This is a genomic window from Sphingomonas sp. BT-65 (assembly GCF_026107375.2).
Classification (GTDB): domain Bacteria; phylum Pseudomonadota; class Alphaproteobacteria; order Sphingomonadales; family Sphingomonadaceae; genus Sphingomonas.
On record NZ_JAPCIA010000001.1, the window covers coordinates 2374404 to 2399541 of the forward strand.

Here is a 25138-nt window from a genome sequence, read left to right on the forward strand (position 1 = left end):
CCGGGGGCATGGCCGACCCGATACTCCCCACCCGGCCACCCATCAGGATACTTTCGGGGGTGGCCGGGTGGGGGAGCGGGCTGGTGCCGCCACGTTTCGGCTTTGCTGAAACAGATCCTAGAAGCGCTTGCGTACCGACAGCTTGATGGTCCGCCCGACCGGATCGACCTCGTCGCGGCTATACCCCGCCGGTACGCTGCCATCGCCCAGCGTCGCCCGGCGATAGTCGTTGAGCAGATTGTCGATATCGAGCGAGATCCGCATGTCGTCGAGCAACCTGGAGCGCTTCAGCGACGGAGAGAGATCCTCGGGATCGACGAACAGGCCGAGATCGACGCGCAGCGGCGGCGCGTAGCGATATTCGGCCTGCGGCCCGGTCGCGGCCCGATCGCGCAGGCGCGCGGCGCTGCTCCAGATCGCGCTGACGTTCGTCCCGAACGCCTTCTTTCCCGCCACGGCCTGGATCGACAGCAGGTGGCGGGACTGGCCCGTGTCGCGGAGTTGGTCGATCACCGGAACGCCGGGGCGCGTCAGCAACTCGCTCCTCAAGCGCCAGCGATGATTGAGCGTCAGCGTTAACCGGAGCGGATCGGCGGCCTTGGCCTCCGCCGGCCCCTTGGGCTTGGCGCCGGGGTCGGGGAGCCGCAGCGTGATGCCCGAGACGAGCTCGGACTCGCTGCTGCGGGCGATGTTGATCGCACGCGCGTCCACCGCCACCAGCCGCCCGGCCGCATCGCGCGTCACGCGCTCGGGAAAGGCCGCCTCGATCACCGGGGTCAGCTCGGGAAAGGCGGCGACCCCGCCGGTTCCGCGGTACGCGCGATAGGAGACGTCGATCGAGAGTGCCTGGCTTCCGAACGGCCGCAGCAACGCGCCGAACACGCGGTTCTGCCGGCTGCCGGCGCGCAGCAACGGGTTGCCGCCGGTGATCCAGACCGGCTCGGCCACTTCCTGGCGCGCGAAATCGTAGATGCGCAGCACGGTCTCGACCCGCGGCCCGTCGAGCTGCTCGAACGTCGGCGCCACCTCCTCATGATCGAACGATCCGCGCAACTGCAGTTTCGCGAACGGCGACCAGGTGAGCCCGGTGCCGTAGCGCTTCTGCCATTGCGAACCGGAGGTCTTGTGCCCGCCCAGCGACAGGTCGAGCGCAAGGTCGCCGAGCCGCCACAGCTCGCCCTCGCCGCGGCGCGAGATCGGCACGCCGAAGGAAAGCTGGCCATAGAGCTGGTCGCGCGTGCGGCGGTCCAGCGCGATCAGCGCGTCGAGATTGTCGATCCGGCGGTTCTCGACCGAGCTGCGGCTGGCATTCGCCGACAGGCTCGCCGTCACCGGCCCCGCCGGCAAATCGATAAGCGATTTCCCGAGACCGAACCGCGCGCTCATGTTCTCGCCGCGCGAACGATTGGTTTCGGCGAGGAGGAGCCGGTCGCCCCAGGGCGCATAGGGATTGAACGCGGGGTCGCCGCGGCTGACCAGCTCCTGCACGCGCACGGTATCGATCCCGCGCTCGAGCAGGCTGCTCGCCCAGTTGCGCGTATAGCTGGCCGCGACGTTGGTCTGCCAGCCGCCGATCGTGCCCGACAGGCTGAGCGCGGCACCCAGCGAGTCCGAACTGGTCTCGCTGCGCAACGGCCGGTCGCGCCGGAGCGGGCGGACCAGCAGGACGTCGTCGGCGAAGGGCGACCACGGGCTGCCAGCCGGCAGGACGATCGAAGCCATCGGCACGCCGCGCCGGCCGCTGCTGCTGTTCGACGCGGCGTTGACGCTGAGCGAGGCGCTGAAGGGGCCGAGCGGACGCGTCATGCCGAGCCGCAGCGAGAGGTTGCGCCGCGACGGCCGCAGCGTCTCGAAGTCGCGCGGATCGGCCGGATGATCGCGGTTGGCGGTCGCGACGAAGTCTTTGAGCGCCGGCGGCCGCGACAGGACATCGCCGGGAAAGGCGGCGATCGTGACGAGTCCGCCCGCCGCCCGGCTCAGCGCGGGATCGATTTCCGCCTGGCCGAGGCCGGCGGCATAGCCGGTCAGGTCGATCGGGCCGGTGCGCGGCGGGACGTTCCGCGCGCTCTTGGGCAAGGCGCTGTCGAGGGCGACGCGCGCCTGCACATTCCACCGCACGGGTCCTGCAATCGCGACCTGGCTCGCGGTCACGCCGCCGCCATATTGGCCGCCGCGAGTCGCCCATTCGACCTCCGCATCGGCGTTGCGGCTGGCGAAATTCTTCTTGAGCACCAGATTCACCACGCGCCGGCCCGGCGGGTGGCCATAGCGCGCGGCCGCCTCGGGACGCAGCACGGCGATGCGGCTCAGCGCTTCGGCGGGATAGCCCAGCACCGAGCGGTCGAATCCGACCTCCTGCCCGTTGACCAGGATGACCGGCTCCTCGTCCGATCCGGTGGCGATCGGGCCGAGGCGCTTGAGCAGCTCCTCGATACTGTCGGCGCCGTAGCTCGCGATCTCCGCTTCGCCGACCTCGGTCTCGGCCTCCACCTTGGCATCGCCATAGCGTTGGGCGGTGATCACGATCTCGTCGGGCCGCGCCGCGCCCTTGCCCGGATCGGTTGCGGTTTCGGAAGGCGGCGCCTGTGGCGGAGGCGCCGCACCGTTCGCCTGCCCCGCCCGCGCCCTGGCGTCGCCATGTCCCCAGGGGGACAGGATCGTGATCAAGACGGCGAAACGCGCCAGCTTCATTACGGGGCACCGATATTCTGCAACGATCCGCAACTCCGAACGATACTCCGCCGCCGGCGGCTGCCCCTGCCGAGCCTCGATCCTTCCAGCTGGCGAACCGCGGCGCGTTGATAGGCACGCGTCCGGCGCGCTGTCACCCCGGCCAGGCGGAACGAGCCGTCAGAAAAAACGGGCGCACGATACCGTGCGCCCGCCCCCTTTTAGGTTTCATTCCGATCGAACTTGCGATCAGGGATGGTTCGGGTTGTAGTCCCCGTCGCCAGGCTCAACCGCATTGCCCGAGCTCGGCGTGTCGAGATCGACGTCGCCGTCCAGCGTGCAGTCCGCGCCGCTCACCGCCGGCAGCGTGCCCGCGACGCTCAGCCGCTGCAGACCTTCGTTCCAGGTCGCGACGATATCGCCCTCGCAATTGCCCGGCGTGATCGTCGTCACGAACACGTCGTGCAGCGTGAAGGTGCTGCCCGAATAGCTGATCTTGCCCGCGGGAATCGGAGCGATGTTGACCGACGAGCAGAGGCCAAAGAGACCGCCCGTGAGGGTGATGGTCGCGCTCAGGCCGGCAACGTCGCTGTGATTGAAGGGGGGCGAGGTATCGGCCGCATCGTTGGTGCCGGTGATCTCGACCTCGGCAGTGCAGGTGAGTGCAATGCCCTTGTTGACATCGACAGTCCCCGTGAAGACCCACGGGCTCGTCGCGTCTGGAACGATATAAGCTTCCTGCGCCGCAACGGTCTGCGACCCGAGCAACGCGACAGAGCTTGCAAGAAATGCAAATGCCTTTTTCATCCCACGTCTCCCGATTTAGCTATGATTTAGCTATGTATTTTTGTCACGCGCCTGAAACTACACGGCATCTTCTTTCTACTCACATTGATGTCAATGTCAATACCTATCAATCCCTAAGCCGCCCTTAACCCTCCATTTCGGCGTCGATCGCGCCCGTCCCGCCGAGGAATCGCGCTAGAACCGCTTGGTCATGCTGAACCCGACGATCCGCGGGTCGAGCGTGAACACGTTGGTGGTGAGTCCGGTGTCGTCGGCGTTGGTGAAGAAATCGGTGATCGGCGCGTCGTCGAACACGTTCTTCACATAGAGCTGGAAGACCAGATCATCCGCCGGGCGCGCCAGCGTCATCGACAGGTTGAGATTGTCCCACGCTCGCAGCCGGTCATATTCCGTGTTGTAGATCCGCGCGAAGCTTTCCGACTGGCGATAATAGTCGCCGCGGACGGTCAGCTCCCAATCTCCGCCGCCGATGAAAAAGGTGTATTGGGCGCCGATATTCGCCGTCCAGCGCGGCGAGTTGGGCAGCTCGTTGCCGCCCAGATCCGCGTAGAAGCCACGCCCGCCATTGGGCGCACCGCTTCCGCCCTGGGCGATGTTGAGGCCGACCGTGGCGGGATTGTAGGGCGCCAGCGGATCATAGGTGAAGCCGTAGAAGGTCGAGAACGGCACCTGGCCGTTCGGCAGGGCGGGGTTGAAGTCGCCGATTCGGCTCGATCCAGGGCAGAGCCCGGACAGCGCGAGCGCCCGGAAGGCCGGATTACCGGACAGGATCCGCTCGACGAATGCGCGCGGCGCGATGCAGTTGGACGGCACCTGGATCCAGGGACGCAGCACGACCCAGTCCGGATCGCCCTGGGTGCGGTTCATCACGTCGATCGACTGCGACCCTTCCTTGAGCCGCGTCTTCAGCAGGCCGAAATTGCCGTCGATGCGGAAAGCGCGCGACGGGCGCCACGCCGCCTCGAACTCGAGTCCCATGCTGGTCGCGTCGAAATTCTCGTTGAACGCGATGCGATCGACGATCTGCGAGACCTGATAATCCTTGTAGTCGTAGAAGAAGCCGGTGACGTTGAAGGTTAGGCGCCCGCCGTCGAAGCTGTTCTTGGTCCCAATCTCGAACGCATTGACATATTCGGGTTCAAAGGTCTGCGGCAGGAACTGGTACTGAACCACCGCCGGGTTGAAATCGACCCGCGGCGGATTGGTGCCGCCGCCCTTGTAGCCGCGCGCGGCCGAGAGATAGATCAGCGTGTCGTCGGTGAAACCGAGGTCGGGCTTCCAGTCGAGCACCGCGCGACCGGTGAACCGGCCCCATTGCTGCTCGATATCGGGCAGCGCCGGATAGCCGCTGTTCACCCGGCCGCCGGTGATGCCGCCCGGAAACGCCATTCCCGTGCCGCCGCCGAGCAACAATTGGCTCGGGACCTGAGTCGATACCTTCTCGTCATTGGTGTAGCGCGCCCCGAGCGTCAGCTTCACATTGCTGGCGAGGTTCCAATAGAGCTCGCCGAATGCCGCCCAGCTTTTGATCCGTACGCCATTCTGGCTGAGGAAATAATTGTGGCCCTGGTTGTTCAGCTGGCCGATCGGATTGGGATCGACATAGATGCACTCCCTGCCTTCAAAGCCAAGCGCGCAGGGCAGGAGCGCATTGTTCCCGCCAAGCGCGGGATTGCTGTCCTTGCTGTAGAACCATTCCGCCAACAACGTGAAGAAGTTGTTGAAGACGTAATAATCGTCCTGCGATTTGAAATCGAGATAGTTGACGCCGAAGTTAAAATTCACCGGCCCATCGAAGCTCGACTGCAGACGGAGCTCCTGCGACCATTGTTCGTTGCGCGAGCGGCTGAGATCCGCGGACAGCATCCGGTCCGAACAGCCGAGCTGGGGATCGCAGCGAATGCCTCCCGGCGTCGGCCCCGGATACAAGGCGGTATTGAGCGGGACGTTGCGGTTGTTCACCAGCGCGCCGGTGGAATCGTTGAAGATCGGATTGCTGACGAACCGGTTATAGTCCTGCGTCGAGAAATAGCGGTCGCGCGCAAAGGCGGTCTGCGATACCAGCTGCAACCCGTCCGCGGGCTCGAACTGAAGGTTGAGCTGGAACACGTCGTTGGTCGCGCGGAACTTGGGATCATAGCTGGTCGCGATCTCGCGCAGGTTGCGCGATTGCGTTAGGCCAGCAAACGGGTCGCTCGCATTGGTCGCGAACACATCGGCCCCGGGCCTGGTGCCCGTACCCGGCCGCCTGCCGATGAGGATGCCCTCCGCCGGCACCAACGCGTAGACGAGGCTGCGGCCGTTGGGCACGCCATAAGCGGCTTCGTCATAGAGCGAGCCGGGCAAGCAGCCCTGGCTCATCCGTCCACGCAGCAGCGGATCGGTGACCGCGACATTGCCGACCCGCTCGGGCCCGGGATCGTTGGTGCACAGCTGCTTGCCGGTGCGCGAGCGGTCGTCATCCTCCTCGAAATGCTGCCAGATGAAGTTCGCGCGGAAGCGGTCGCTCGGCTCCCACTGGATCGACGCGCGCGTCGACCACAGGCTGCGGCCGTTGACGCGCTTCTGCGTGAAGGTGTTGTAGTCGAAGCCGTCGCGGCTGGTGAAGGCGCCCGCCACGCGCACGCCCAGCGTGTCGGTGAGCGGCACGTTGAGCATCCCGCTCGCCCGCATCGTGTCGAAACTGCCGACCTCGAGCTTGGCTTCCATCGCGAAATCCGGCCCGGGGAGCGCGGGGATGACGTTGACCACGCCGCCCGTCGCATTGCGGCCGTAGAGCGTACCCTGCGGGCCGCGCAGCACCTCCACCCGCTGCAAGTCGAAGAATTCGGATTCGAACAGCCGGTTGCGGATCAGCGGCGTGTTGTTGAAGCTCACCGCGACCGCCGGGTCGCTCGACGCGGAAATGGCCTTGGTCCCGATCCCGCGGATCGAGAAATTGTACATGCTGAAATTGCTCTTCGAGAAATTGACGTTGGGGACCGCGCGCAGCAGCTCCGACCCGCCCTCGATCTTGTACTGGTCGAGCGCCTCGGCCGAGAAGGCCGAGATCGCGATGGGAACATCCTTGAGCCGCTCCTCGCGCTTCTGCGCCGTGACGACCACCTCGCCCTCATAGGTCGGTGCAGCGCTCTGGTTCTGCGGGGTCTCGCCGCCGCCCTCCTGGGCATGCGCGGGAATCGCGAGCGCGCAGGCAAGGGCGAGAAGGCTGGTGGCACGTACGGCGTCGGATACGGTCTTCAAGATCTGTCCCCTCCACAATCCTGGCGTCGCGCCGTGCCGGTCACAGGGATGTCGCCGTCCCATCGACCGGCAAGGCGCGATGCGTCTTGTCTTTTACGGAGGAGATGCATCGGCAGTGCGCGCCCGGTGTCCCCAGCGGACCGCGCTCGAAATATCCTCTCCGTTTGCGGGGATGTTTCCCCTTACGTCAAGATTCCCATTATGAACATTGATGTCAATTAAAGATTGAGGAAAATCGTCCGCTCAGTTCCGGTGCTTGCGTAGAATCGTCCCCGCGCCGCCTTCACGCCAAAGGCGCCGCCGCCATCCTCGCGACGCGATCGCGTCCCCGACCTGTAACCGTTTACCCCTGACGGGCGCCCGCCTATAGATGCAGAGCGGCCGCGAGAGCCGGGCAAGAGGGGACGGACATATGGAGCATGGCAATCCGCCGATTCGCAGGATCGTGATCGTCGGCGGCGGCACGGCCGGCTGGATGACCGCGGCCCTGCTCTCCAAGCTGTTGTTCCGCGGGTACGAGATCACGCTGGTCGAATCGGACGAGATCGGGATCATCGGCGTCGGCGAAGCGACCATTCCCGGGATCAAGGACTACAACCTCCTCGCCGGCATCGACCTGACCGAGATGGTCCGCGCGACCCAGGCGACGTTCAAGCTGGGGATCGAGTTCGTCAACTGGCGCGAGCCGGGCTTTCGCTACATCCACGGCTTCGGCAAGATCGGCACCGACCTCATATGGCTCCACCCGCACCAGCTGTGGCTCAAGCTGGTGGCCATGGGACAGGCCAAGCATTTCGACCTCTATTCGCTCAACACGCTCGCCGCGCGGCAGAACAAGTTCTGCTTCCCCGATCCGCGCAACCCGGGATCGCCGATGGGGCATCTCGATTATGCCTATCATTTCGACGCCTCGCTTTATGCCCGCTTCCTGCGCGGCCAGTCCGAGGCGCGCGGGGTGACGCGGACCGAGGGCCGGATCGTCGAGGTGAAGCAGCGCGCCGAGGACGGCTTCGTCGAGGGCGTCGTGCTGGCCGACGGGCGCACGGTCGAGGGCGACCTGTTCGTCGATTGCTCGGGGATGCGCTCGCTGCTGCTCGGCCAGACCTTGGGCGTCGACTACGAGCACTGGAACCACTGGCTGCCCTGCGACCGCGCGCTCGCGGTACCGTGCGAGAGCGTCTCGCCGCTCACCCCCTATACGCGCTCGACCGCGCATGGCTCGGGCTGGCAATGGCGCATCCCACTGCAGCACCGCATCGGCAACGGCCATGTCTATGCGAGCGCGCAGATCAGCGACGACGAGGCCGCGGACGTGCTGCTCGCCAATCTCGACGGCAAGGCGCTCGCCGATCCGCGGCCAGTCAAGTTCGCACCGGGCAAGCGCCGCAAGGCGTGGGAGAAGAACGTCGTCGCGATCGGGCTCGCCAGCGGCTTCCTCGAGCCGCTCGAATCGACCAGCATTCACCTGATCCAGACCGGCATATTGCGGCTGGTGGCGCTGTTCCCCGGTCAGGGCTTCAACGCGGCCGACATCGCCGAGTATAACCGGCAGCACAATTTCGAGTTCGACGATGTGCGCGACTTCATCATCGCGCACTACAAGGTCACCAACCGCGAGGACACGCCGTTCTGGGCCTATGTCCGCAACATGGACATCCCCGACAGCTTGCACGAGCGGCTCGAGCTGTTCCGCGCCTCGGCCCGCTTCTTCGTCCACGGCAAGGCCGAGCTGTTCCGCGAGGAGAGCTGGGTTCAGGTGCTGCTCGGTCAGGGCCTGCCGATGACCTACGATCCGGTGGTCGACATGATCCCCGAGGAGGATGTCGTCGCGTTCATGCGCGACGTCGAGGAAGTGAACGCCGATGTCGCGGCGGCGATGCCGACGCACGAGGCGTTCATCGACCGCCACTGCAAGGCGCCGCCCCTAGCGGCGTGACGCACCCTTAGAAGGGCACGTCGTCGTCGAGATCATCGGGGAAGCCGCCGCCCGCAGGCGCACCGCCGCCGCTTCCGCCGCGACCGCCGGCGCCGGTCGAGCCGCCACCGAAGCCGCCGCGGCTGCTCGACTGGCCGGCGAAGTCGTCATTGCCGCCACCCCAGTCCTCGCGCGCGCCGCCGCCAGCGCCGCCCTGGCCGCCGCCGGGCCCGTCGAGCATCACCAGCTTGGCGTCGAAGCCCTGCAGCACGACCTCGGTCGAATAGCGGTCGGCGCCCGACTGGTCCTGCCACTTGCGGGTCTGGAGCTGGCCCTCGAGATAGACCTTACTGCCCTTGCGCAGATAGCGCTCGGCGACATTGGCGAGGCCTTCGGAGAAGATCGCGACCGAGTGCCATTCGGTCTTTTCCTTGCGCTCGCCGCTGTTGCGGTCCTTCCACGACTCGCTGGTGGCGATGCGCAGGTTCACCACCTTGCCGCCGTTCGAGAAGGACCGGCTCTCGGGATCGCGCCCGAGATTGCCGACCAGGATCACCTTGTTGACGCTGCCCGCCATGGAAACTCCGCGTTTTGATCGTTAATGTCTTGGTGCAAAGGGGTAGTCGCGATGGGCGAGGTCGTAAACCTCAACAAGATGCGCAAGGCGAAAGCCAAGACCGCCTCAGCCGCAAAGGCTGTGGAGAACCGCGCGAAGTTCGGCCGCACCAAGGCCGAGAAGGCGCGCGACGATGCCGAGCGCACCCGGATCGAGCGCGCGATCGACGAGTCGAAGCGCGACTGAAGCGTACCCGAAGCTTCGCGGCGGCTGCGGAAGTTGTCAAAGTTGCCACTACGTCCCCCCTCATTTCCCTTCCCCGGCGCGATGCCGTTGAGGCCGAGACGAACGAATGGGGCCGGATGCAATTCCGCATCCGAGAACAAAAGCAGAACTAATCCAACATGGCAAGCCCCGAGCTACAGCCCGATCGCCGTAGCCGTCCAGAAGGTGATCCCCGCGGCGGCATAGGCCAGCGTGAACAGATACACGATCATCACCACCGGCCATTTCCAGCCATTGGTCTCGCGCCGCGTCACCGCGATGGTCGACAGGCACTGCGGCGCGAACACGAACCAGGCGAGAAAGGCGAGCGCGGTGGGCAGCGACCAGCGCGACGAGAGCTGGCTGCCGAGCGCCTGCGCGCCGGCCTCTTCGTCCTCGGCATCGATCGAATAGACCGTCTGCAGCGCCGACACCGCGACCTCGCGCGCCGCCATCGCGGGGATCACCGCGAGGCTCATCTCGTGGTTGAACCCGATCGGGCGAAGCACGACCTCGAGCCCCGAGGCGATGCGGCCGGCGATCGAATATTCGCTCTGCTTCTGCCCCGCCGGCGCGACCGGATAGGACGCGAGCAGCCACAGCGCGATCGTCACGCCCATGATGATCGTGCCGGCGCGGCGCAGGAACACATAGGCGCGCTGCCACAGCCCGATGAGAAGGTCGCGCAGCGATGGCAGCTGGTAGCGCGGCAGCTCCATCATGAACCCGCCGGTCTTGCCCTTGGTCGCGGTCAGCCGCAGCACCAGCGCCGCCGCCACCGCGCCGATAATGCCGAACAGGTACAGGCCGAGCAGCACCAGCCCCTGGAGCCCGATGCCCGGACCGACGCTGATCGCCGGGATGAACGCGCCGATGATCACGGCATAGACCGGCAGGCGCGCCGAGCAGGTCATCAGCGGCGCGATCAGGATCGTGGTCAGCCGCTCCTTGGGATCGTCGATCGAGCGCGTCGCCATGATCCCCGGAATCGCGCAGGCGAAGGAGGAGAGCAGCGGGATGAACGCCCGGCCCGACAAACCGACTCCGGCCATCAGCCGGTCCATCAGGAAGGCGGCGCGGACCATATAGCCCGACGCCTCGAGCAGCAGGATGAAGAAGAACAGGATCAGGATCTGCGGCAGGAACACCACCACCGATCCGACGCCGTTGATGATCCCCTCGATCAGCAGGTCGCGCAGGAAGCTCTTGGGCAGTTCGGCGGCTGCACTCTCCGCAAGCCAGCCCTGCAACCCCTCGATCCAGCCGATCGGCGCTTCCGACCAGGCATAGACCGCCTGGAACATGACGAACAGCACGCCGAGCAGGATCAGCGGCCCGGCGACCGGATGCAGCACCACGGCGTCGACGGCGCGCGTGAAGGCGCGGCCGCGCGGCTGATCGGTGATCGCGGCCCTGGCGATACGGCGCGCCTCGCGCTGGAAATGCGTGATGTCGGCGTCGAGGGCGGCGGGCACGTCGGGCCGGGTGCCGAGCAGCACGCCGGCGAGCGCTGCGCGCAGATCCTCGAGCCCGCGCTTGCGCACCGCAACGGTCGTGACCACGGGCACGCCAAGCTCGGCCGCCAGTGCGCCGGTGTCGATCGTCAGGCCGTCGCGCGTCGCCATGTCGATCATGTTGAGCGCGACCACCATCGGCCGGCCGAGCTGACGCAGCTGGAGCACGAAGCGCAGATGGTTCTCGAGGTTCGAGGCGTCGGCGACCACCACCAGCGCGTCGGGCAGCCGCTCGCCATCCTGCTTGCCGAGCACGACGTCGCGCGTCACCTGCTCGTCGGGGCTTGAGGGATCGAGGCTGTAGGTCCCGGGCAGGTCGACCAGCTCGATCGGGCGCCCGTCGTCGAGCGCCATGCGCCCGGCATGGCGCTCGACGGTGACCCCGGGATAGTTGCCGACCTTCTGCCGCGCGCCGGTGAGCGCATTGAACAGCGCAGTCTTGCCGGCATTGGGGTTGCCGACCAGCGCGACGAGCGGGGCCTGGTTCATTCGGCCGCGACCGCGACCTGGATGGCTTCGGCGACATGCCGGCGCAGCGCCACCGTCATCCGCCCGATGCGGACGGCAGCGGGGCCGCCGGCCCAGCCGCCGGGGCGGACCAGCTCGACCTCGACACCCTCGTCGAGCCCGAACTCGCGCAGGCGGCGCGCTTCCGACGGGGCAAGCGAATTCCAGTCAACCGACGCGACCGTCGCGGGAACGTTGCGCGCGGTGCGCGCCAGCGAGAGACTCATAATGCGAGCGATTATCAACTGCGACAGGTAAAGACCATAGTCTATCCGCATCGCTGCCCGTTTTCCGGGCGCACAACCTTGCAAAAACCGCACCGATCGCGCACCGGCTGCCGGTTCCCTCCAGCACGGCAAGCTCGTCCATGACCGATCCCGCACCCAGCCTGTCCCTGCGCGATGCCGCGCTCGCTTCCAAGGCCTGGCCCTATGAAGAGGCGCGCAAGCTGCTCAAGCGCTATCCCGACGGGAAGCCTGGCGGCGCACCGGTGCTGTTCGAGACCGGCTATGGCCCGTCGGGGCTGCCGCATATCGGCACCTTCAACGAGGTGCTGCGCACGACGATGGTGCGGCATGCGTTCGAGACATTGTCCGACATCCCTACCCGGCTGATCGCGTTCAGCGACGACATGGACGGGCTGCGCAAGGTGCCGGACAATGTGCCGAACAAGGCGATGCTGACGCAGTATCTGGGCAAGCCGCTGACGAAGGTGCCCGACCCGTTCGAGAAGTATGAGAGCTTCGCGCACCACAACAACGCGATGCTGCGCGAATTCCTCGACCGGTTCGGGTTCGACTACGAGTTCGCCTCCTCGACCGACTATTATACGAGCGGCAAGTTCGACGACGCGCTCAAGCTCGTCCTGCGCAGCTACCAGGGCATCATGGACGTGATGCTGCCGACGCTGCGCGCCGAGCGGCAGGCGACCTATTCGCCCGTCCTCCCGATCAGCCCGAAGAGCGGGATCGTGCTGCAGGTGCCAGTCGAGGTGCTCGACCCGGAGACCGGAATGATCGCCTTCATCGATGAGGGTGAACGGATCGAGCAGTCGATCCTCGGCGGCAAGGCCAAGCTGCAGTGGAAGGTCGACTGGGCGATGCGCTGGGTCGCGCTCGGCGTCGATTACGAGATGTCGGGCAAGGACCTGATCGACTCGGTGATCCAGTCGTCGAAGATCGCGCGTGTCATGGGCGGCAAGCCGCCCGAGGGCTTCAACTACGAGATGTTCCTCGACGAGAAGGGCGAGAAGATCTCCAAGTCCAAGGGCAATGGCCTGAGCCTCGAGCAGTGGCTGACCTATGGCCCCGACGAGTCCCTTGCCTTCTACATCTATCGCGAGCCGAAAAAGGCCAAGGCGCTGCACATGGGCGTGATCCCACGCGCAATCGACGATTACTGGCAGTTCCGCGGCAACTATCCCGGCCAGCCGGTCGAGCAGAAGCTGGGCAACCCGGTGCACCATGTCCATAACGGCGCGGTGCCCGAAGAGACGCTGCCGGTGACCTTCGGCCTGCTGCTCAACCTCGTCGGCGTGATGGGCGAGGCGAGCAAGGCGCAGGTGTGGGGCTATCTGGCCAACTATGTCCCCGACGCGACGCCCGAGAAGCACCCCGCGCTCGACGCGCTGATCGGCTATGCGCTGGCCTATGGCCGCGACTTCATCGCGCCGACGCTCAAGCGCCGCCCGCCCGAAGGGGTCGAGATCGCGGCGTTGCAGCGGCTCGACGCCGATCTCGCCGCGCTGCCCGCGGAGGCCAGCGCCGAGGATATCCAGAACATCGTCTACGAGATCGGCAAGACGGGCGGCTTCGCCGAGCTGCGCGACTGGTTCAAGGCACTGTACGAGACGCTGCTCGGCTCCAGCCAGGGACCACGCATGGGCAGCTTCATCGCGCTCTACGGGATCGACAACTCTCGCAAGCTGATTGCCGAGGCGCTCGCCAAGGCGGGTTGACCTAACCTCCGTTCGCCCTGAGCTTGTCGAAGGGCTGCCATTCTTCCGCAAGCGGCCCAAGGGGAGAGCAGTGCTTCGACAAGCTCAGCACGAACGGGGTTCAGGATGCGGGCGCGCATAGCTCGAGTCCGATCGGCGTCCCGCGCGTTCCTAGAGAGCGAGGCGGCGGGCGGCCTCATCCTGATCGCCGCCGCGGCGCTGGCGATGCTGGTCGCCAACCTGCCCGGCCTGTCCCACGATTATTTCCACCTGCTCCACCTCGAGACCGGGCCGGTGATCAGCCCCAAATACGGGCCGATGACGGTGCATCTGTGGATCAACGATGCGCTGATGGCGGTGTTCTTCCTGCTCGTCGGGCTCGAGATCAAGCGTGAGTTCGTCGACGGGCAGCTGGCGAGCTGGGAGCATCGGCGGCTGCCGGTGGTGGCCGCCGCCGCGGGCATGGTGGCGCCGGCCGCGGTCTATCTCGCGATCACCGGCGGCGGCGAGCTGACGCCTGGCTGGGCGATCCCGGCGGCGACCGATATCGCCTTCGCGATCGGCGTGCTGGCACTTCTCGGCAGCCGTGCGCCCGCTTCGCTCAAGCTGTTCCTCACCACCGTGGCGATCGTCGACGACATGGGTGCGGTGGCGATCATCGCGCTCGCCTATACCAAGAGCATCGGCTCGCTCGCGCTGGCGGCCGGGGCGCTGGTGATGGCGGTGATGTACGTGCTGGGCCGCAGCGGGGTGCGCAGCCTGTGGCCCTATCTGCTGCTCGGGCTCGCGCTCTGGTATTTCGTGTTCCTGTCGGGCGTGCATGCAACCGTGGCCGGCGTGCTGACCGCGATGATGATCCCGGTGACCCGCACGCCCGGCGCGCCCGATTCGGCGGAGTCGCCGCTCCACCGGCTCGAGCATGCGCTGGCGCCGTGGGTCGCCTACGCCATCGTCCCGCTGTTCGGCTTCGCCAATGCCGGGGTGAGCCTCGCCGGCATGTCGCCCGCGATCCTCCTCGCGCCGTTGCCGCTCGGCATCGCCGCGGGGCTGTTCGTCGGCAAGCAGCTCGGCATCTTCGGGAGCATCTGGATCGCCGACCGCACCGGCTTCGCGCAGCGGCCGGGCGGGGCGAGCTGGGCGCAGCTCTATGGCGTCGCGATGCTCGCGGGGATCGGCTTCACCATGTCGCTGTTCATCGGCGGCCTCGCCTTCCCGGGCAACGAGGCGCTGGTCGACGAGGTCAAGATCGGCGTGCTCGCGGGATCGCTGCTGTCGGCGGTGGCGGGCTTCCTCGTGCTCCGGTTCGCGCCGCCGCGCGGCGCGCGCCGGGACTAGGCCGGTGCCGAGCGACGCTGGCCCGTTCGACCTCGCCGGTTCGCTCGAACGGGTCGCCGGCGGCGATCGACTGGCGATGGCGGCGCTCTATGAGACGACCGCGCCCATCCTTCATGGCATCGTCCAGTCGATCACCCGCGATTCCACGGCGGCCGCGCAACTGACCGAGGGCGTGTATCTGCGCATCTGGGACCGCGCGCCGCGCTTCGATCCGGCTGCAGGCGAGGCGCGCGCCTGGCTCGCCGCCATCGCCCGCAACGCGGCGATCGACTGGCGCCGCCGCGTGCCGGGCCCGTCCGCGCTTGCCGATGCCGAGATGGTGCTGTCGGACGAGACGCTGCTGACCGGCGAGGCACCGATCACCTGGGGCAACGCCGCCGCGCTGCTCCACTATCAGCTGCGCGCGCTCCCGTTCGATGCGCAGGCGGCGATCCGCGCGGCGATGCTGACCGGCGCGAGCGAGGGCGAGATCGCCCAAGCCGGCCTGATGCGCCCGGAGACGGCCGCGCAGCAAATCCGCGACGGGCTGGCCAGACTCGCGAGCGAATTCGGCCTGCCCGCGGCCGGCGGCGAGCTTGCCCTCGGCGCGGTGGAGGGCGAACGCCGCGCGCGGGCGCTGCGCATGCAGCTCGCCGACCCCGGCTTCGCGCTGGAGGTGGAGGCGTGGCAGCAGCGGCTGGCGCCGATGCTCGAAGCGCTGCCCGCGATCGAACCGCCCGCCGAGCTATGGACGCGGATCGACGCGCTGATCGAGCTGCGCGAGGCCGATGCACCCCGGCGCATGCGGCGGCGCCAGATGCGCTGGCCGATCGCCCGGACGACGGCGATCGGGCTCGCCGCCGCGCTCGCCGGGGCGCTGGTGACGATCGCGATCTTCACCTTCGCCTTTGGCGGGCTGCGGCCCGGCCCGCCGGGCGAGGCGCCGGTGCTGGTGGCGCAGATCGCGGGGCCGGATCGCCGCCCGGACATCGCGGTGCGCTATGATCCGACAGGCTCGGCACTGCGCGTCCGCATGCGCCGCTTCGATCCCGCAGCGGGAGTGGCTGATCTGTGGCTGCTCGCCGCCGACGGCACGCCCTTCTTCCTCGGGCGTGTCACCAGCAACGGGGTGGCGCGCTTCCCCCTGCCGCGCCCGACCCAGGCGCTGCTGCGCGATGGCGCGACGGTGATGGTGACGGTGGCGCCCGCCGATCAGGCGCGGCGCTCGCAGCCGGTGGGGCGGGTCATCGCCACCGCCCGCTTGGTGCTGGTCTGATCGCGCAAAATTTTTTGGCCGGTGCGGAACCAATCGCGGCAGGGGCGCGTTGTTTACCAGCTTGATCGATGAGAAAGAGCACTTCGACGAGCCGAACCTTTCACGAGGAACGGATCGTCAAGGAAGGCCCGCCATGAAAATGGCGGGCCTTACCTTTTGTGAGCCGCCGGCGTCCGGCGTCACCGATTGCCCGCCACCTCACGCTTCCCTAGAATGATCAGAGCCAGGCAATGGAGTAACCGCATGCGCGTCCTCGGCTTGTCCATCGCATTGCTGGCCGTCGCGCCCGCCCTTTCCGCAGAAGCCCGCGACCAGTCGTTCGGCGTCTGGCGCAACCCCTCCAACAGCGTGCACGTCCGCGCCGAGCCGTGCGGCCAGCGGATGTGCGGGGTGGTGGTGTGGGCGAACGACAAGGCCAAGGCCGACGCCGCGCGCGGCGGCACCGCGCAGCTGATCGGCGCGCGGCTGTTCCGCGACTTCCGTCAGGAAAAGCCCGGCGTGTGGCGCGGCCGGGTGTTCGTGCCCGACATCAACAAGACCTTCTCGGGCACGGTCAGCGTGCTCGATCCCAACCGCATCGAAGGCAAGGGCTGCCTGGTCGGGCGGATCGGCTGCAAATCGCAGATCTGGACGCGGATCCAGCCATAGAACGGGGCGGCCGAAACCGCCCCGCCATTACGATCAGAGCTTCTCTGTCAGCTCCGGCACGATCTTGAACAGGTCGCCGACCAGGCCGATGTCCGCGACCTGGAAGATCGGGGCGTCCTCGTCCTTGTTGATCGCGATGATCGTCTTGCTGTCCTTCATGCCCGCAAGGTGCTGGATCGCGCCCGAGATGCCGATCGCGACATAGACTTCCGGCGCGACGATCTTGCCGGTCTGGCCGACCTGATAGTCGTTCGGCGCATAGCCCGCATCGACCGCCGCGCGGCTCGCGCCGACGGCGGCGCCGAGCTTGTCGGCGAGCGGGTCGATCAGGCCGTGGAACTGCTCCGACGAGCCCAATGCCCGGCCGCCCGAGACGATCACCTTCGCGCTGGTGAGCTCCGGTCGCTCCGACTTGGCGATCTCGGCCCCGACGAAGATCGAGATGCCCGCATCGCCCTTGCCCGACACGGCTTCGACGCTGGCCGAGCCGCCCTCGGCCGCGGCCTTTTCGAACGCGGTGCCGCGCACGGTGAGGACCTTCTTGGCGTCCGATGACTTGACGGTGGCGATCGCGTTACCGGCGTAGATCGGGCGCGTGAAGGTATCGGCGCTTTCGACCGAGAGCACTTCGGAGACCTGCATCACGTCGAGCAACGCGGCGACGCGCGGCGCGATGTTCTTGCCAGTGGTGGTGGCGGGCGCGACGAACGCGTCGTAGCCGGACATCAGCTCGGCGATCAGCGGCGCGATATTCTCGGCCAGCGCGTGGCCATAGGCGGCGTCATCCGCCAGCAGCACCTTGGACACGCCGGCGATCTTGGCCGCGGCGTCGGCCGCAGCCTGCGCGCCCTGCCCGGCGACCAGAGCAACGACGTCGCCCAGCTTGGCACCCGCCGTGACGGCGGCGAGCGTGGCGTCCTTGACCGACGCATTGTCGTGTTCGACCCAGACCAGAACGCTCATTTCGCAACTCCCAGCGCCTTGAGCTTGCCGACAAGCTCATCCACATCCGCAACCTTGACGCCCGCCGTCCGCTTGGGCGGCTCGGCGACGCTGACGACGGTGAGACGCGGGGCCACATCGACGCCGTAGTCGGCCGGGGTCTTCTGCTCGAGCGGCTTGCTCTTCGCCTTCATGATGTTGGGCAGCGAGGCGTAGCGCGGCTCGTTGAGGCGAAGATCGGTGGTGACGATCGCGGGAAGCTTGAGCTTGACCGTTTCGAGCCCGCCATCGACCTCGCGCGTCACGTCGACCTGCTCGCCCGCGACCTCGACCTTGCTGGCGAAGGTGCCCTGGCCCCAGCCGAGCAGCGCGCCCAGCATCTGGCCGGTCTGGTTGTTGTCGTCGTCGATCGCCTGCTTGCCGAGGATGACGAGGCCGGGCTGCTCCGCCTCGGCGACCTTCGCGAGCAGCTTGGCGACGCCGAGCGGCTCGACCGGGCCGTCGGACTGGATCAGGATCGCGCGGTCGGCGCCCATCGCCAGCGCCGTGCGCAACGTCTCCTGCGCCTTGGCCTCGCCGATCGAGACCACGATGATTTCGGTCGCCACGCCCTTTTCCTTGAGGCGGATCGCCTCTTCCACGGCGATCTCGTCGAACGGGTTCATGCTCATCTTGACGTTGGCGAGGTCGACCCCCGTCCCGTCCGCCTTCACCCGCGGCTTCACATTATAGTCAAGCACACGCTTGACCGGCACCAGCACTTTCATCGCGTCCTCCGCTTGATCGCGTCGTTTTGCAGTTTCGAGTCTGCGGTTTCCTTGGTCAATTCAGGCCGTTTTCGCAAGTCCGGTATGGAATCGGCCGATTGCCGTAACGTCACCCGCACAAAACGCAAAAGGGGGCCGGGGCGGCCGCCGCCCCGAACCCCCTTTCAATGGGCTTCGAATGCCGGGCGATCAAGCAGCCTGCTTGACCTCCGCGACGATCTTGCGTGCCGCATCGCCGAGATCGTTGGCCGGGACGATGGCGAGGCCCGAATTGGCGAGGATGGCCTTGCCTTCCTCGACATTGGTGCCCTCGAGCCGGACCACGAGCGGCACCGACAGGTTCACTTCCTTCGCCGCGGCGACGATGCCCTCGGCGATGATGTCGCACTTCATGATCCCGCCGAAGATGTTGACGAGAATGCCCTTCACCGCGGGATCGGCGAGGATGATCTTGAACGCCGCCGTCACCTTCTCCTTCGAGGCGCCGCCGCCGACGTCGAGGAAATTGGCCGGGAACATGCCGTTGAGCTTGATGATGTCCATCGTCGCCATGGCAAGGCCGGCGCCGTTGACCATGCAGCCGATATCGCCGTCGAGCTTGATGTAAGCGAGGTCGTACTTCGACGCCTCGAGCTCGGCGGGATCCTCCTCGCTCTCGTCGCGCAGCTCCATCAGGTCCTTGTGGCGGAACATCGCGTTCGAATCGAAGCCGACCTTGGCGTCGAGCACGAGCAGGTTGCCCTGCTCGGTCAGCGCCAGCGGGTTGATCTCGATCTGCGAGGCGTCGGTGGCGAGGAAGGCGTCGTAGAGCGACTTGGCGACCTTCGCCGCCTGCTTGCCCTGCTCGCCGGTGAGGCCGAGCGCGGCGGCGACGGTGCGGCCGTGGTGGGGCATGAAGCCGGTCGCGGGATCGACCGAGAAGGTCTTGATCTTCTCGGGGGTCGAATGCGCGACTTCCTCGATGTCCATGCCGCCCTCGGTCGAGACGACGAAGGCGATCTCGCTCGACGCACGGTCGACGAGGAGCGCGAGGTAGAATTCCTTGGCGATGTCGGCGCCGTCGGTGATGTAGAGGCGGTTGACTTGCTTGCCGGCCTCGCCGGTCTGGATCGTCACCAGCGTGTTGCCGAGCATGTCGGTGGCGTGCGCGCGCACCTCGTCGAGGCTGAAGGCGAGGCGGACGCCGCCCTTGGCATCGGGGCCGAGCTCCTTGAACTTGCCCTTGCCGCGGCCGCCGGCATGGATCTGTGACTTCACCACGAACAGCGGCCCGGGGAGCTTCTTGGCGGCCTCGACCGCTTCCTCGACGGTGAAGGCGGCATGACCGGCCGCGATCGGCGCGCCGAACTTCGCGAGCAGTTCCTTGGCCTGATATTCGTGGATGTTCATCGGCGACCCCTTCGCGTGCGCAGCAAAAATCCCGCCGCCTTAAGCACAGGGGCGAAGTCGAATCAAACCGCGAAAAGTCACAAAGGTCCCACCCGCGCGCGTGAGGGCTCGGTGACGCTTTGCCCGACTCGAACCATGTCAGGCGAAATCCAACATTCCCAGCGCTTCAGCGAGCAAGCCCTGTCGCGCACAGCGCAGCCGAGCTGGAGGTGACCGAAAGAATTTCTGGGTCACCGAGCGCGCGCACGCGGCGGAGGAAGCGATCGACCGACTCGGCCTCGCGCGCCCTGGGCAGGTCGGCGAGGCGCATCAGCTGGGCGAGGCTGAGCCGGTCGACCATCCGCTCGGCCATGCACGCGGCGAGCGGGCGCGGCAGCCCGGCATTGACCAGGCCCGTCCGCAGCCGGTCCTCGGGCACGGCGCAGGCCGACAAGACGAGCAGAAGGAGAAAGGATGCGCTTCGCATGCCGCGTCGCTATATCGCGCGCATGCACCCGGCAATCGGCATCGCGCTGTTCCTCGGCACCATCGCGGCGATGGAGGGGGTGGCCTATGCCGCGCATCGCTGGGTGATGCACGGGCCGGGCTGGTTCCTGCATAGGAGCCATCACGAGCCGCGCGCCGGCATGTTCGAGCTCAACGATCTCTATGCCGTCGTGTTCGCGATCCCCTCGATCGTGCTGCTGCTCGGCGGGGTGCAACTGGGCTGGTGGCCGGGCTTCACCTGGATCGGCGCCGGGATCGCCGCCTATGGCGCGATCTATTTCGGGTTCCACGACGTGATCGTGCACAAGCGGATCGGCCACCGCTATTTGCCCAGATCGAGCTACATGAAGCGCATCATCCAGGCGCACCGCTTGCATCATGCCGTGGAAACCAGGGACGGCACGGTGAGCTTCGGCTTCCTGTGGGCGTCGGCGCCTGAGCAGCTCAAGGCGCAGCTCAATGCGCGCGGCAATGCCGGCATGCGTGCCCCGGCTGCCCGCTCCTGATTTCCGATCCGCTCTTCTACGCGCTGGCGATCCCCGCCGTCGCGCTGATCGGCCTGTCCAAGGGCGGATTCGCGGGGGCGGGCGCGCTTTCGCTGCCGATGATCGCCTTCGCCACCGATCCGGTGCAGGCGGCGGCGATCCTGCTCCCGCTGCTGATCGCGCAGGACGTGGTCGGGGTTTGGGCGTTCCGGCGGACCGTCGACTGGTTCGTGCTCGGCTGGACGCTGGCGGGGGCGGTGATCGGCATCGCGCTCGGCTATTGGTATGCGGCGAGCGTCTCGGCGGATGCCGTGCTGGCGATGGTCGGCGGCATCTCGATGCTGTTCGGCGCCTATCGCCTGTGGCGCGACCGCCATGGCGCCCCCGCGCCGTCGACCTCGCCGGGCTGGGTCGGATCGCTGTTCGGCATCGCCTCGGGCTTCACCAGCCAGATCGCGCATGCCGGGCAGCCGCCGTGGCAGCTATGGGTGCTGCCGCGCCGGCTCGAACGCGACATGCTGGTGGGGACCACCGCGGTCTATTTCGCGCTGGTTAACTGGATCAAGGTGCCCGCCTATCTCGCGCTCGGCCAGTTCACGCGCGAGAATCTGCTGACCTCGGCGGCGCTGCTGCCGGTCGCGGTCGCCTCGACCTTCGCCGGGGTGTGGCTGGTGCGGCGCGTCTCGCCCGAGCGTTTCTACACTGCGATCTACTGGCTGATGATCGCGGTAGGTGCGGTCCTCGTCTGGAAGGCGCTGGCATAAGCCTTCCGGCGCCTTCACAACTCCCGCTCCCGTCACCCTGAACTTGTTTCAGGGTCCATTTCTCCGCAGGCGACTGAGCCGCCTGGGGTACGATGGATGCTGAAACAAGTTCAGCATGACGGCAAAGAGGTTGAAGCCAAATCTCAGTCGAACAGGCTGGAGACCGAGCTCTCGTCCGCGATGCGGCGGATGGCTTCGGCGATCAGCGGCGCGATGGTGAGGTGGCGGATTTTCTGGGCGTCGGCGATGACGTTGTGATTGCCGATCGAATCGGTGATCACCAGCTCAAGCAGCGACGATCCGTCGACGCGCGCGACCGCGCCGCCCGACAGCACGCCATGCGTGCAATAGGCCACGACGTCCTCCGCCCCTGCTTCCTTGAGCGCCGCGGCGGCGTTGCACAGCGTGCCGGCCGAATCGACGATGTCGTCGATCAGGATGCAGAAACGGCCCGAGACCTCGCCGATGATGTTCATCACCTCCGATTCGCCGGCCTTCTCGCGGCGCTTGTCGACGATCGCGAGCGGCGCGTTCTCCAGCCGCTTGGCCAGCGCACGCGCGCGCACCACACCGCCGACGTCGGGCGAGACGACCATCAGGTTACGGTCGGAGAAGCGCGCCTTGATGTCCTCGCTCATCACCGGCGCGGCGAAGAGATTGTCGGTCGGGATGTCGAAAAAGCCCTGGATCTGCCCGGCGTGCAGGTCGACCGAGAGCACACGGTTGGCCCCCGCGGTGGTGATCAGGTTGGCGACGAGCTTGGCCGAGATCGGCGTACGCGGCCCGGGCTTCCGGTCCTGCCGGGCATAGCCGAAATAGGGGAGCACCGCTGTGATACGCTTGGCCGACGCGCGGCGCAGCGCGTCGATCATGATCAGCAGCTCCATCAGATTGTCGTTCGCCGGATAGGCGGTCGACTGGAGCACGAACACATCCTCGCCGCGGACATTCTCGAGGATCTCGACGAAGATCTCCTCGTCGGCGAAGCGCCGGACATTGGCCTCGGTCAGCGGGATTTCGAGATAGGAAGCGATCGCCTGGGCGAGCGGCAGGTTCGAATTGCCGGCCATCAATTTCATGTGTCTCGCTCCCCAGCGACATTTCTCTGCAATGCTTTCCCTTAGGAGGCGCGAGCCGATCGGGAAAGGGGGCGATTCGCCTGAACCGGTGCGGCGCGATACAATGAAAGTCAGGACAGCGTTGCTGACCCATCTCGACTCGCACGTTGAAAGAATATAACAGGGGCCTGAAATCATATTCCGTGCGTTGGACGGCGACACGGAGGCCTTTTGACGCTGGAGAGAGCATGACTGCGGACGCCGTGCGCCCCAATTTGCCGCCGCTCAGCCTGCATGTGCCCGAACCGCGGTTCCGGCCCGGCGATGCGGTGGACTTCGCCGATGTCGAGGTGCCGCCCGCCGGCGCGCAGCCCCGCCCCGATACCGCCGCCGAGGCCGCGAGCTTCCATGAGCTCGCCTATACGCTGGTGCGCGTGCTCGATGAGGAAGGCCGCGCAGTCGGCCCGTGGAATCCCAAGCTCGACCCCGACACGCTTCGCAAGATGTTGCGCGACATGGCGCTGGTGCGCGCGTTCGACGAGCGCATGTTCCGCGCCCAGCGCCAGGGCAAGACCAGCTTCTACATGAAATGCACCGGCGAGGAGGCGGTGGCGATCGCCGCGGCGCATGCCCTCGCCAGCGACGACATGTGCTTCCCGAGCTACCGCCAGCAGGGCCTGCTCATCACGCGCGGCTACAGCCTCGTGCAGATGATGAACCAGATCTACTCGAACAAGGGCGACGATCTGCAGGGCAAGCAGCTGCCGATCATGTACTCGTCGAGGGAGAAGGGCTTCTTCTCGATCTCCGGCAACCTCGCCACGCAATATCCGCAGGCAGTGGGCTGGGCGATGGCGAGCGCGGCCAAGGGCGACACGCGCATCGCCGCGACCTGGTGCGGCGAGGGCTCGACCGCGGAGGGCGACTTCCACTCCGCGATGACCTTCGCCACCGTGTACAAGGCGCCGGTGATCCTCAACGTGGTCAACAACCAATGGGCGATCTCGAGCTTTTCGGGCTTTGCCGGGGCCGAGGCGACCACCTTCGCGGCGCGCGCGCTGGGCTATGGCATCGCGGGCCTGCGCATCGACGGCAACGACGCGCTCGCGGTCTATGCGGCGACCCAGTGGGCGGCGGAGCGCGCGCGGACCAACCAGGGCCCGACGCTGATCGAGCATTTCACCTATCGCGCCGAGGGTCACTCGACCTCCGACGACCCCTCGCAATATCGCAGCGCAGGCGAGCCGACCGCCTGGCCGCTGGGCGATCCGATCGCGCGGCTCAAGCAGCACCTGATCGCGCTCGGCGAATGGGACGAGGAACGTCACGCCGAGCAGGACCGCGAGCTCGCCGAGATGGTCAAGGCGGCGCAGAAGGAAGCCGAGAAGAACGGCATCCTCGGCCATGGCCTGCACCAGCCGCTCGATTCGCTGTTCGACGGCGTGTTCGAGGAGATGCCGTGGCACCTCAAGGAACAGCAGCAGATGATGATTGCCGAGGAAGAAGCCTCGGGCCGTCCGTGGGCGCGCAAGAAATGAGCGAGGGACGCGTGAGCGAGGCTGAGGCCGGCGAGGCGGGCGCGACCACCCGCATGAACATGATCCAGGCGATCAACTCCGCCATGGACGTAATGATGGACCGCGATCCCTCGGTGATCGTGATGGGCGAGGATGTCGGCTATTTCGGCGGCGTGTTTCGCGCCACCGCGGGGCTGCAGGCCAAATACGGCAAGACCCGCGTGTTCGACACGCCGATCACCGAATGCGGCATCATCGGCGTCGCGATCGGCATGGGCGCCTATGGCCTGCGCCCGGTGCCCGAGATCCAGTTCGCCGACTATATCTACCCCGCGCTCGACCAGCTGGTGAGCGAGGCGGCGCGGCTGCGCTATCGCTCGGCCGGGCAGTTCACCGCGCCGCTGACGGTGCGTTCGCCCTTCGGTGGCGGCATCTTCGGCGGGCAGACGCACAGCCAGTCGCCCGAGGGCATCTTCACCCATGTTTCGGGCGTGAAGACGGTGATCCCCTCGACCCCCTATGACGCCAAGGGCCTGCTGATCGCTGCGATCGAGGACAATGACCCGGTCATCTTCTTCGAGCCCAAGCGCATCTACAACGGCCCGTTCAACGGCCATTGGGACCGCCCGGCCGAGAACTGGTCGAAGCATCCCGGCGGCGAGGTGCCCGAGGGCTATTACCGCATCGATCTGGGCAAGGCGGCGATCGTCCGGCCGGGCGAGGCGCTGACCATCCTCGCTTACGGCACGATGGTGCATGTCGTGCAGGCGACGGTCGAGGAGCTGGGCATCGATGCCGAGATCATTGATCTGCGCACGCTGGTGCCGCTCGACATCGAGACGATCGAGGAATCGGTCAGGAAGACCGGCCGCTGCATGGTGGTCCACGAGGCGACGCGCACCAGCGGTTTCGGCGCCGAGCTGGCGAGCCTGGTGCAGGAACGCTGCTTCTATCACCTCGAGGCGCCGGTCGAGCGCGTCACCGGCTTCGACACGCCGTATCCCCATTCGCTCGAGTGGGCGTATTTCCCGGGCCCGGTCCGCATCGGACAGGCATTGAAGAAAATCCTCAAGGACTGAC

The 25138-nt window shown here is 66.9% G+C and carries 21 protein-coding genes; 10 read left to right on the forward strand and 11 right to left on the reverse strand.

All coding sequences use genetic code 11. The annotated features are described in order from the left end of the window. Positions 1-117 precede the first annotated feature (117 nt). From OK349_RS11335 to OK349_RS11345, 3 genes are all read right to left on the reverse strand, one after another. Entirely contained in the window at positions 118-2691 is a 2574-nt protein-coding gene (locus OK349_RS11335) for a TonB-dependent receptor (protein ID WP_265117907.1), read from the reverse strand. Between the two features lie 228 nt (positions 2692-2919). After that, the gene (locus OK349_RS11340) at positions 2920-3477 is read right to left on the reverse strand and encodes a hypothetical protein (RefSeq protein WP_265117908.1); all 558 of its coding nucleotides are present in this window, start codon (positions 3475-3477) and stop codon (positions 2920-2922) included. A gap of 174 nt (positions 3478-3651) precedes the next feature. Further along, positions 3652-6720 (reverse strand): TonB-dependent receptor domain-containing protein, encoded by a 3069-nt coding sequence (locus OK349_RS11345; protein WP_265117909.1) that lies wholly within the window; start codon positions 6718-6720, stop codon positions 3652-3654. A gap of 412 nt (positions 6721-7132) precedes the next feature. Between OK349_RS11345 and OK349_RS11350 the strand changes: the two genes are divergently transcribed. After that, a complete protein-coding gene (locus OK349_RS11350) occupies positions 7133-8656 on the forward strand; it encodes a tryptophan halogenase family protein (protein WP_265117910.1) in 1524 nt (507 codons plus the stop codon). A 7-nt stretch (positions 8657-8663) separates the two neighbouring features. Here the strand turns inward: OK349_RS11350 and ssb are convergent, their stop codons facing one another. Beyond that, positions 8664-9212: a single-stranded DNA-binding protein gene (gene ssb, locus OK349_RS11355; RefSeq protein ID WP_265117911.1), complete on the reverse strand. Its 549-nt coding sequence runs from the start codon at positions 9210-9212 to the stop codon at positions 8664-8666. Positions 9213-9263: 51 nt separating this feature from the next. Between ssb and OK349_RS11360 the strand changes: the two genes are divergently transcribed. Continuing rightward, positions 9264-9437 (forward strand): DUF4169 family protein, encoded by a 174-nt coding sequence (locus OK349_RS11360; RefSeq protein WP_265117912.1) that lies wholly within the window; start codon positions 9264-9266, stop codon positions 9435-9437. Positions 9438-9610: 173 nt separating this feature from the next. Here the strand turns inward: OK349_RS11360 and OK349_RS11365 are convergent, their stop codons facing one another. Next, positions 9611-11458, reverse strand: coding sequence for a ferrous iron transporter B (locus OK349_RS11365; protein ID WP_265117913.1), 1848 nt, complete (start codon positions 11456-11458; stop codon positions 9611-9613). Beyond that, entirely contained in the window at positions 11455-11703 is a 249-nt protein-coding gene (locus OK349_RS11370; protein ID WP_265117914.1) for a FeoA family protein, read from the reverse strand. The genes OK349_RS11365 and OK349_RS11370 overlap by 4 nt, the downstream gene beginning before the upstream one ends. Positions 11704-11843: 140 nt before the next feature. Here OK349_RS11370 and OK349_RS11375 point away from each other — a divergent pair, with 140 nt between their 5' ends. From OK349_RS11375 to OK349_RS11390, 4 genes are all read left to right on the forward strand, one after another. Then, entirely contained in the window at positions 11844-13433 is a 1590-nt protein-coding gene (locus tag OK349_RS11375; protein WP_265117915.1) for a lysine--tRNA ligase, read from the forward strand. A 105-nt stretch (positions 13434-13538) separates the two neighbouring features. After that, complete coding sequence (gene nhaA, locus OK349_RS11380) at positions 13539-14747, forward strand: Na+/H+ antiporter NhaA (RefSeq protein ID WP_265117916.1); 1209 nt, start codon at positions 13539-13541, stop codon at positions 14745-14747. A 4-nt stretch (positions 14748-14751) separates the two neighbouring features. Further along, complete coding sequence (locus tag OK349_RS11385; RefSeq protein WP_265117917.1) at positions 14752-16002, forward strand: sigma factor; 1251 nt, start codon at positions 14752-14754, stop codon at positions 16000-16002. Between the two features lie 243 nt (positions 16003-16245). Further along, positions 16246-16650 (forward strand): DUF2147 domain-containing protein, encoded by a 405-nt coding sequence (locus OK349_RS11390; RefSeq protein WP_265117918.1) that lies wholly within the window; start codon positions 16246-16248, stop codon positions 16648-16650. Between the two features lie 33 nt (positions 16651-16683). Here the strand turns inward: OK349_RS11390 and OK349_RS11395 are convergent, their stop codons facing one another. The 4 genes from OK349_RS11395 to OK349_RS11410 form a co-directional block, all read right to left on the reverse strand. Continuing rightward, on the reverse strand, positions 16684-17613 hold the full coding sequence (locus OK349_RS11395) for an electron transfer flavoprotein subunit alpha/FixB family protein (RefSeq protein ID WP_265117919.1): 930 nt from the start codon (positions 17611-17613) through the stop codon (positions 16684-16686). Next, positions 17610-18359: an electron transfer flavoprotein subunit beta/FixA family protein gene (locus tag OK349_RS11400; protein WP_265117920.1), complete on the reverse strand. Its 750-nt coding sequence runs from the start codon at positions 18357-18359 to the stop codon at positions 17610-17612. Before OK349_RS11400 ends, OK349_RS11395 begins: the two co-directional genes overlap by 4 nt. 189 nt (positions 18360-18548) lie before the next feature. Then, positions 18549-19748 (reverse strand): ADP-forming succinate--CoA ligase subunit beta, encoded by a 1200-nt coding sequence (gene sucC / locus OK349_RS11405; protein WP_265117921.1) that lies wholly within the window; start codon positions 19746-19748, stop codon positions 18549-18551. 166 nt (positions 19749-19914) lie between these two features. Next, a complete protein-coding gene (locus tag OK349_RS11410) occupies positions 19915-20214 on the reverse strand; it encodes a hypothetical protein (protein WP_265117922.1) in 300 nt (99 codons plus the stop codon). On the opposite strand from OK349_RS11410, the gene OK349_RS11415 reads away from it, so the two are divergent. Together OK349_RS11415 and OK349_RS11420 are read left to right on the forward strand one after the other, a co-directional pair. After that, positions 20213-20740 (forward strand): sterol desaturase family protein, encoded by a 528-nt coding sequence (locus OK349_RS11415; RefSeq protein ID WP_265117923.1) that lies wholly within the window; start codon positions 20213-20215, stop codon positions 20738-20740. The two genes, OK349_RS11410 and OK349_RS11415, sit on opposite strands and share 2 nt — an antisense overlap. Further along, positions 20737-21483, forward strand: coding sequence for a sulfite exporter TauE/SafE family protein (locus OK349_RS11420; protein ID WP_265118594.1), 747 nt, complete (start codon positions 20737-20739; stop codon positions 21481-21483). Before OK349_RS11415 ends, OK349_RS11420 begins: the two co-directional genes overlap by 4 nt. A gap of 143 nt (positions 21484-21626) precedes the next feature. Here the strand turns inward: OK349_RS11420 and OK349_RS11425 are convergent, their stop codons facing one another. Then, positions 21627-22562, reverse strand: coding sequence for a ribose-phosphate pyrophosphokinase (locus OK349_RS11425; protein ID WP_265117924.1), 936 nt, complete (start codon positions 22560-22562; stop codon positions 21627-21629). A 227-nt stretch (positions 22563-22789) separates the two neighbouring features. Between OK349_RS11425 and OK349_RS11430 the strand changes: the two genes are divergently transcribed. Together OK349_RS11430 and OK349_RS11435 are read left to right on the forward strand one after the other, a co-directional pair. Next, entirely contained in the window at positions 22790-24079 is a 1290-nt protein-coding gene (locus OK349_RS11430; RefSeq protein WP_265117925.1) for a 3-methyl-2-oxobutanoate dehydrogenase (2-methylpropanoyl-transferring) subunit alpha, read from the forward strand. A gap of 53 nt (positions 24080-24132) precedes the next feature. Continuing rightward, positions 24133-25137, forward strand: a complete 1005-nt coding sequence (locus OK349_RS11435; protein ID WP_265118595.1) for an alpha-ketoacid dehydrogenase subunit beta — start codon at positions 24133-24135, stop codon at positions 25135-25137. Position 25138: the final 1 nt, after the last annotated feature.

Bases quoted from the DNA above. Each gene is read 5' to 3' on its own strand.
- OK349_RS11360 (WP_265117912.1), top strand. From the start codon at position 9,264: ATGGGCGAGGTCGTAAACCTCAACAAGATGCGCAAGGCGAAAGCCAAG.
- OK349_RS11350 (WP_265117910.1), top strand. From the start codon at position 7,133: ATGGAGCATGGCAATCCGCCGATTCGCAGGATCGTGATCGTCGGCGGC.
- OK349_RS11410 (WP_265117922.1), bottom strand. From the start codon at position 20,214: ATGCGAAGCGCATCCTTTCTCCTTCTGCTCGTCTTGTCGGCCTGCGCC.
- OK349_RS11395 (WP_265117919.1), bottom strand. From the start codon at position 17,613: ATGAGCGTTCTGGTCTGGGTCGAACACGACAATGCGTCGGTCAAGGAC.
- OK349_RS11340 (WP_265117908.1), bottom strand. From the start codon at position 3,477: ATGAAAAAGGCATTTGCATTTCTTGCAAGCTCTGTCGCGTTGCTCGGG.
- OK349_RS11390 (WP_265117918.1), top strand. From the start codon at position 16,246: ATGCGCGTCCTCGGCTTGTCCATCGCATTGCTGGCCGTCGCGCCCGCC.
- OK349_RS11375 (WP_265117915.1), top strand. From the start codon at position 11,844: ATGACCGATCCCGCACCCAGCCTGTCCCTGCGCGATGCCGCGCTCGCT.
- OK349_RS11425 (WP_265117924.1), bottom strand. From the start codon at position 22,562: ATGAAATTGATGGCCGGCAATTCGAACCTGCCGCTCGCCCAGGCGATC.
- OK349_RS11370 (WP_265117914.1), bottom strand. From the start codon at position 11,703: ATGAGTCTCTCGCTGGCGCGCACCGCGCGCAACGTTCCCGCGACGGTC.
- sucC (WP_265117921.1), bottom strand. From the start codon at position 19,748: ATGAACATCCACGAATATCAGGCCAAGGAACTGCTCGCGAAGTTCGGC.
- OK349_RS11335 (WP_265117907.1), bottom strand. From the start codon at position 2,691: ATGAAGCTGGCGCGTTTCGCCGTCTTGATCACGATCCTGTCCCCCTGG.
- OK349_RS11435 (WP_265118595.1), top strand. From the start codon at position 24,133: ATGAACATGATCCAGGCGATCAACTCCGCCATGGACGTAATGATGGAC.
- OK349_RS11415 (WP_265117923.1), top strand. From the start codon at position 20,213: ATGCCGCGTCGCTATATCGCGCGCATGCACCCGGCAATCGGCATCGCG.
- OK349_RS11400 (WP_265117920.1), bottom strand. From the start codon at position 18,359: ATGAAAGTGCTGGTGCCGGTCAAGCGTGTGCTTGACTATAATGTGAAG.
- OK349_RS11365 (WP_265117913.1), bottom strand. From the start codon at position 11,458: ATGAACCAGGCCCCGCTCGTCGCGCTGGTCGGCAACCCCAATGCCGGC.
- ssb (WP_265117911.1), bottom strand. From the start codon at position 9,212: ATGGCGGGCAGCGTCAACAAGGTGATCCTGGTCGGCAATCTCGGGCGC.
- OK349_RS11430 (WP_265117925.1), top strand. From the start codon at position 22,790: ATGACTGCGGACGCCGTGCGCCCCAATTTGCCGCCGCTCAGCCTGCAT.
- nhaA (WP_265117916.1), top strand. From the start codon at position 13,539: ATGCGGGCGCGCATAGCTCGAGTCCGATCGGCGTCCCGCGCGTTCCTA.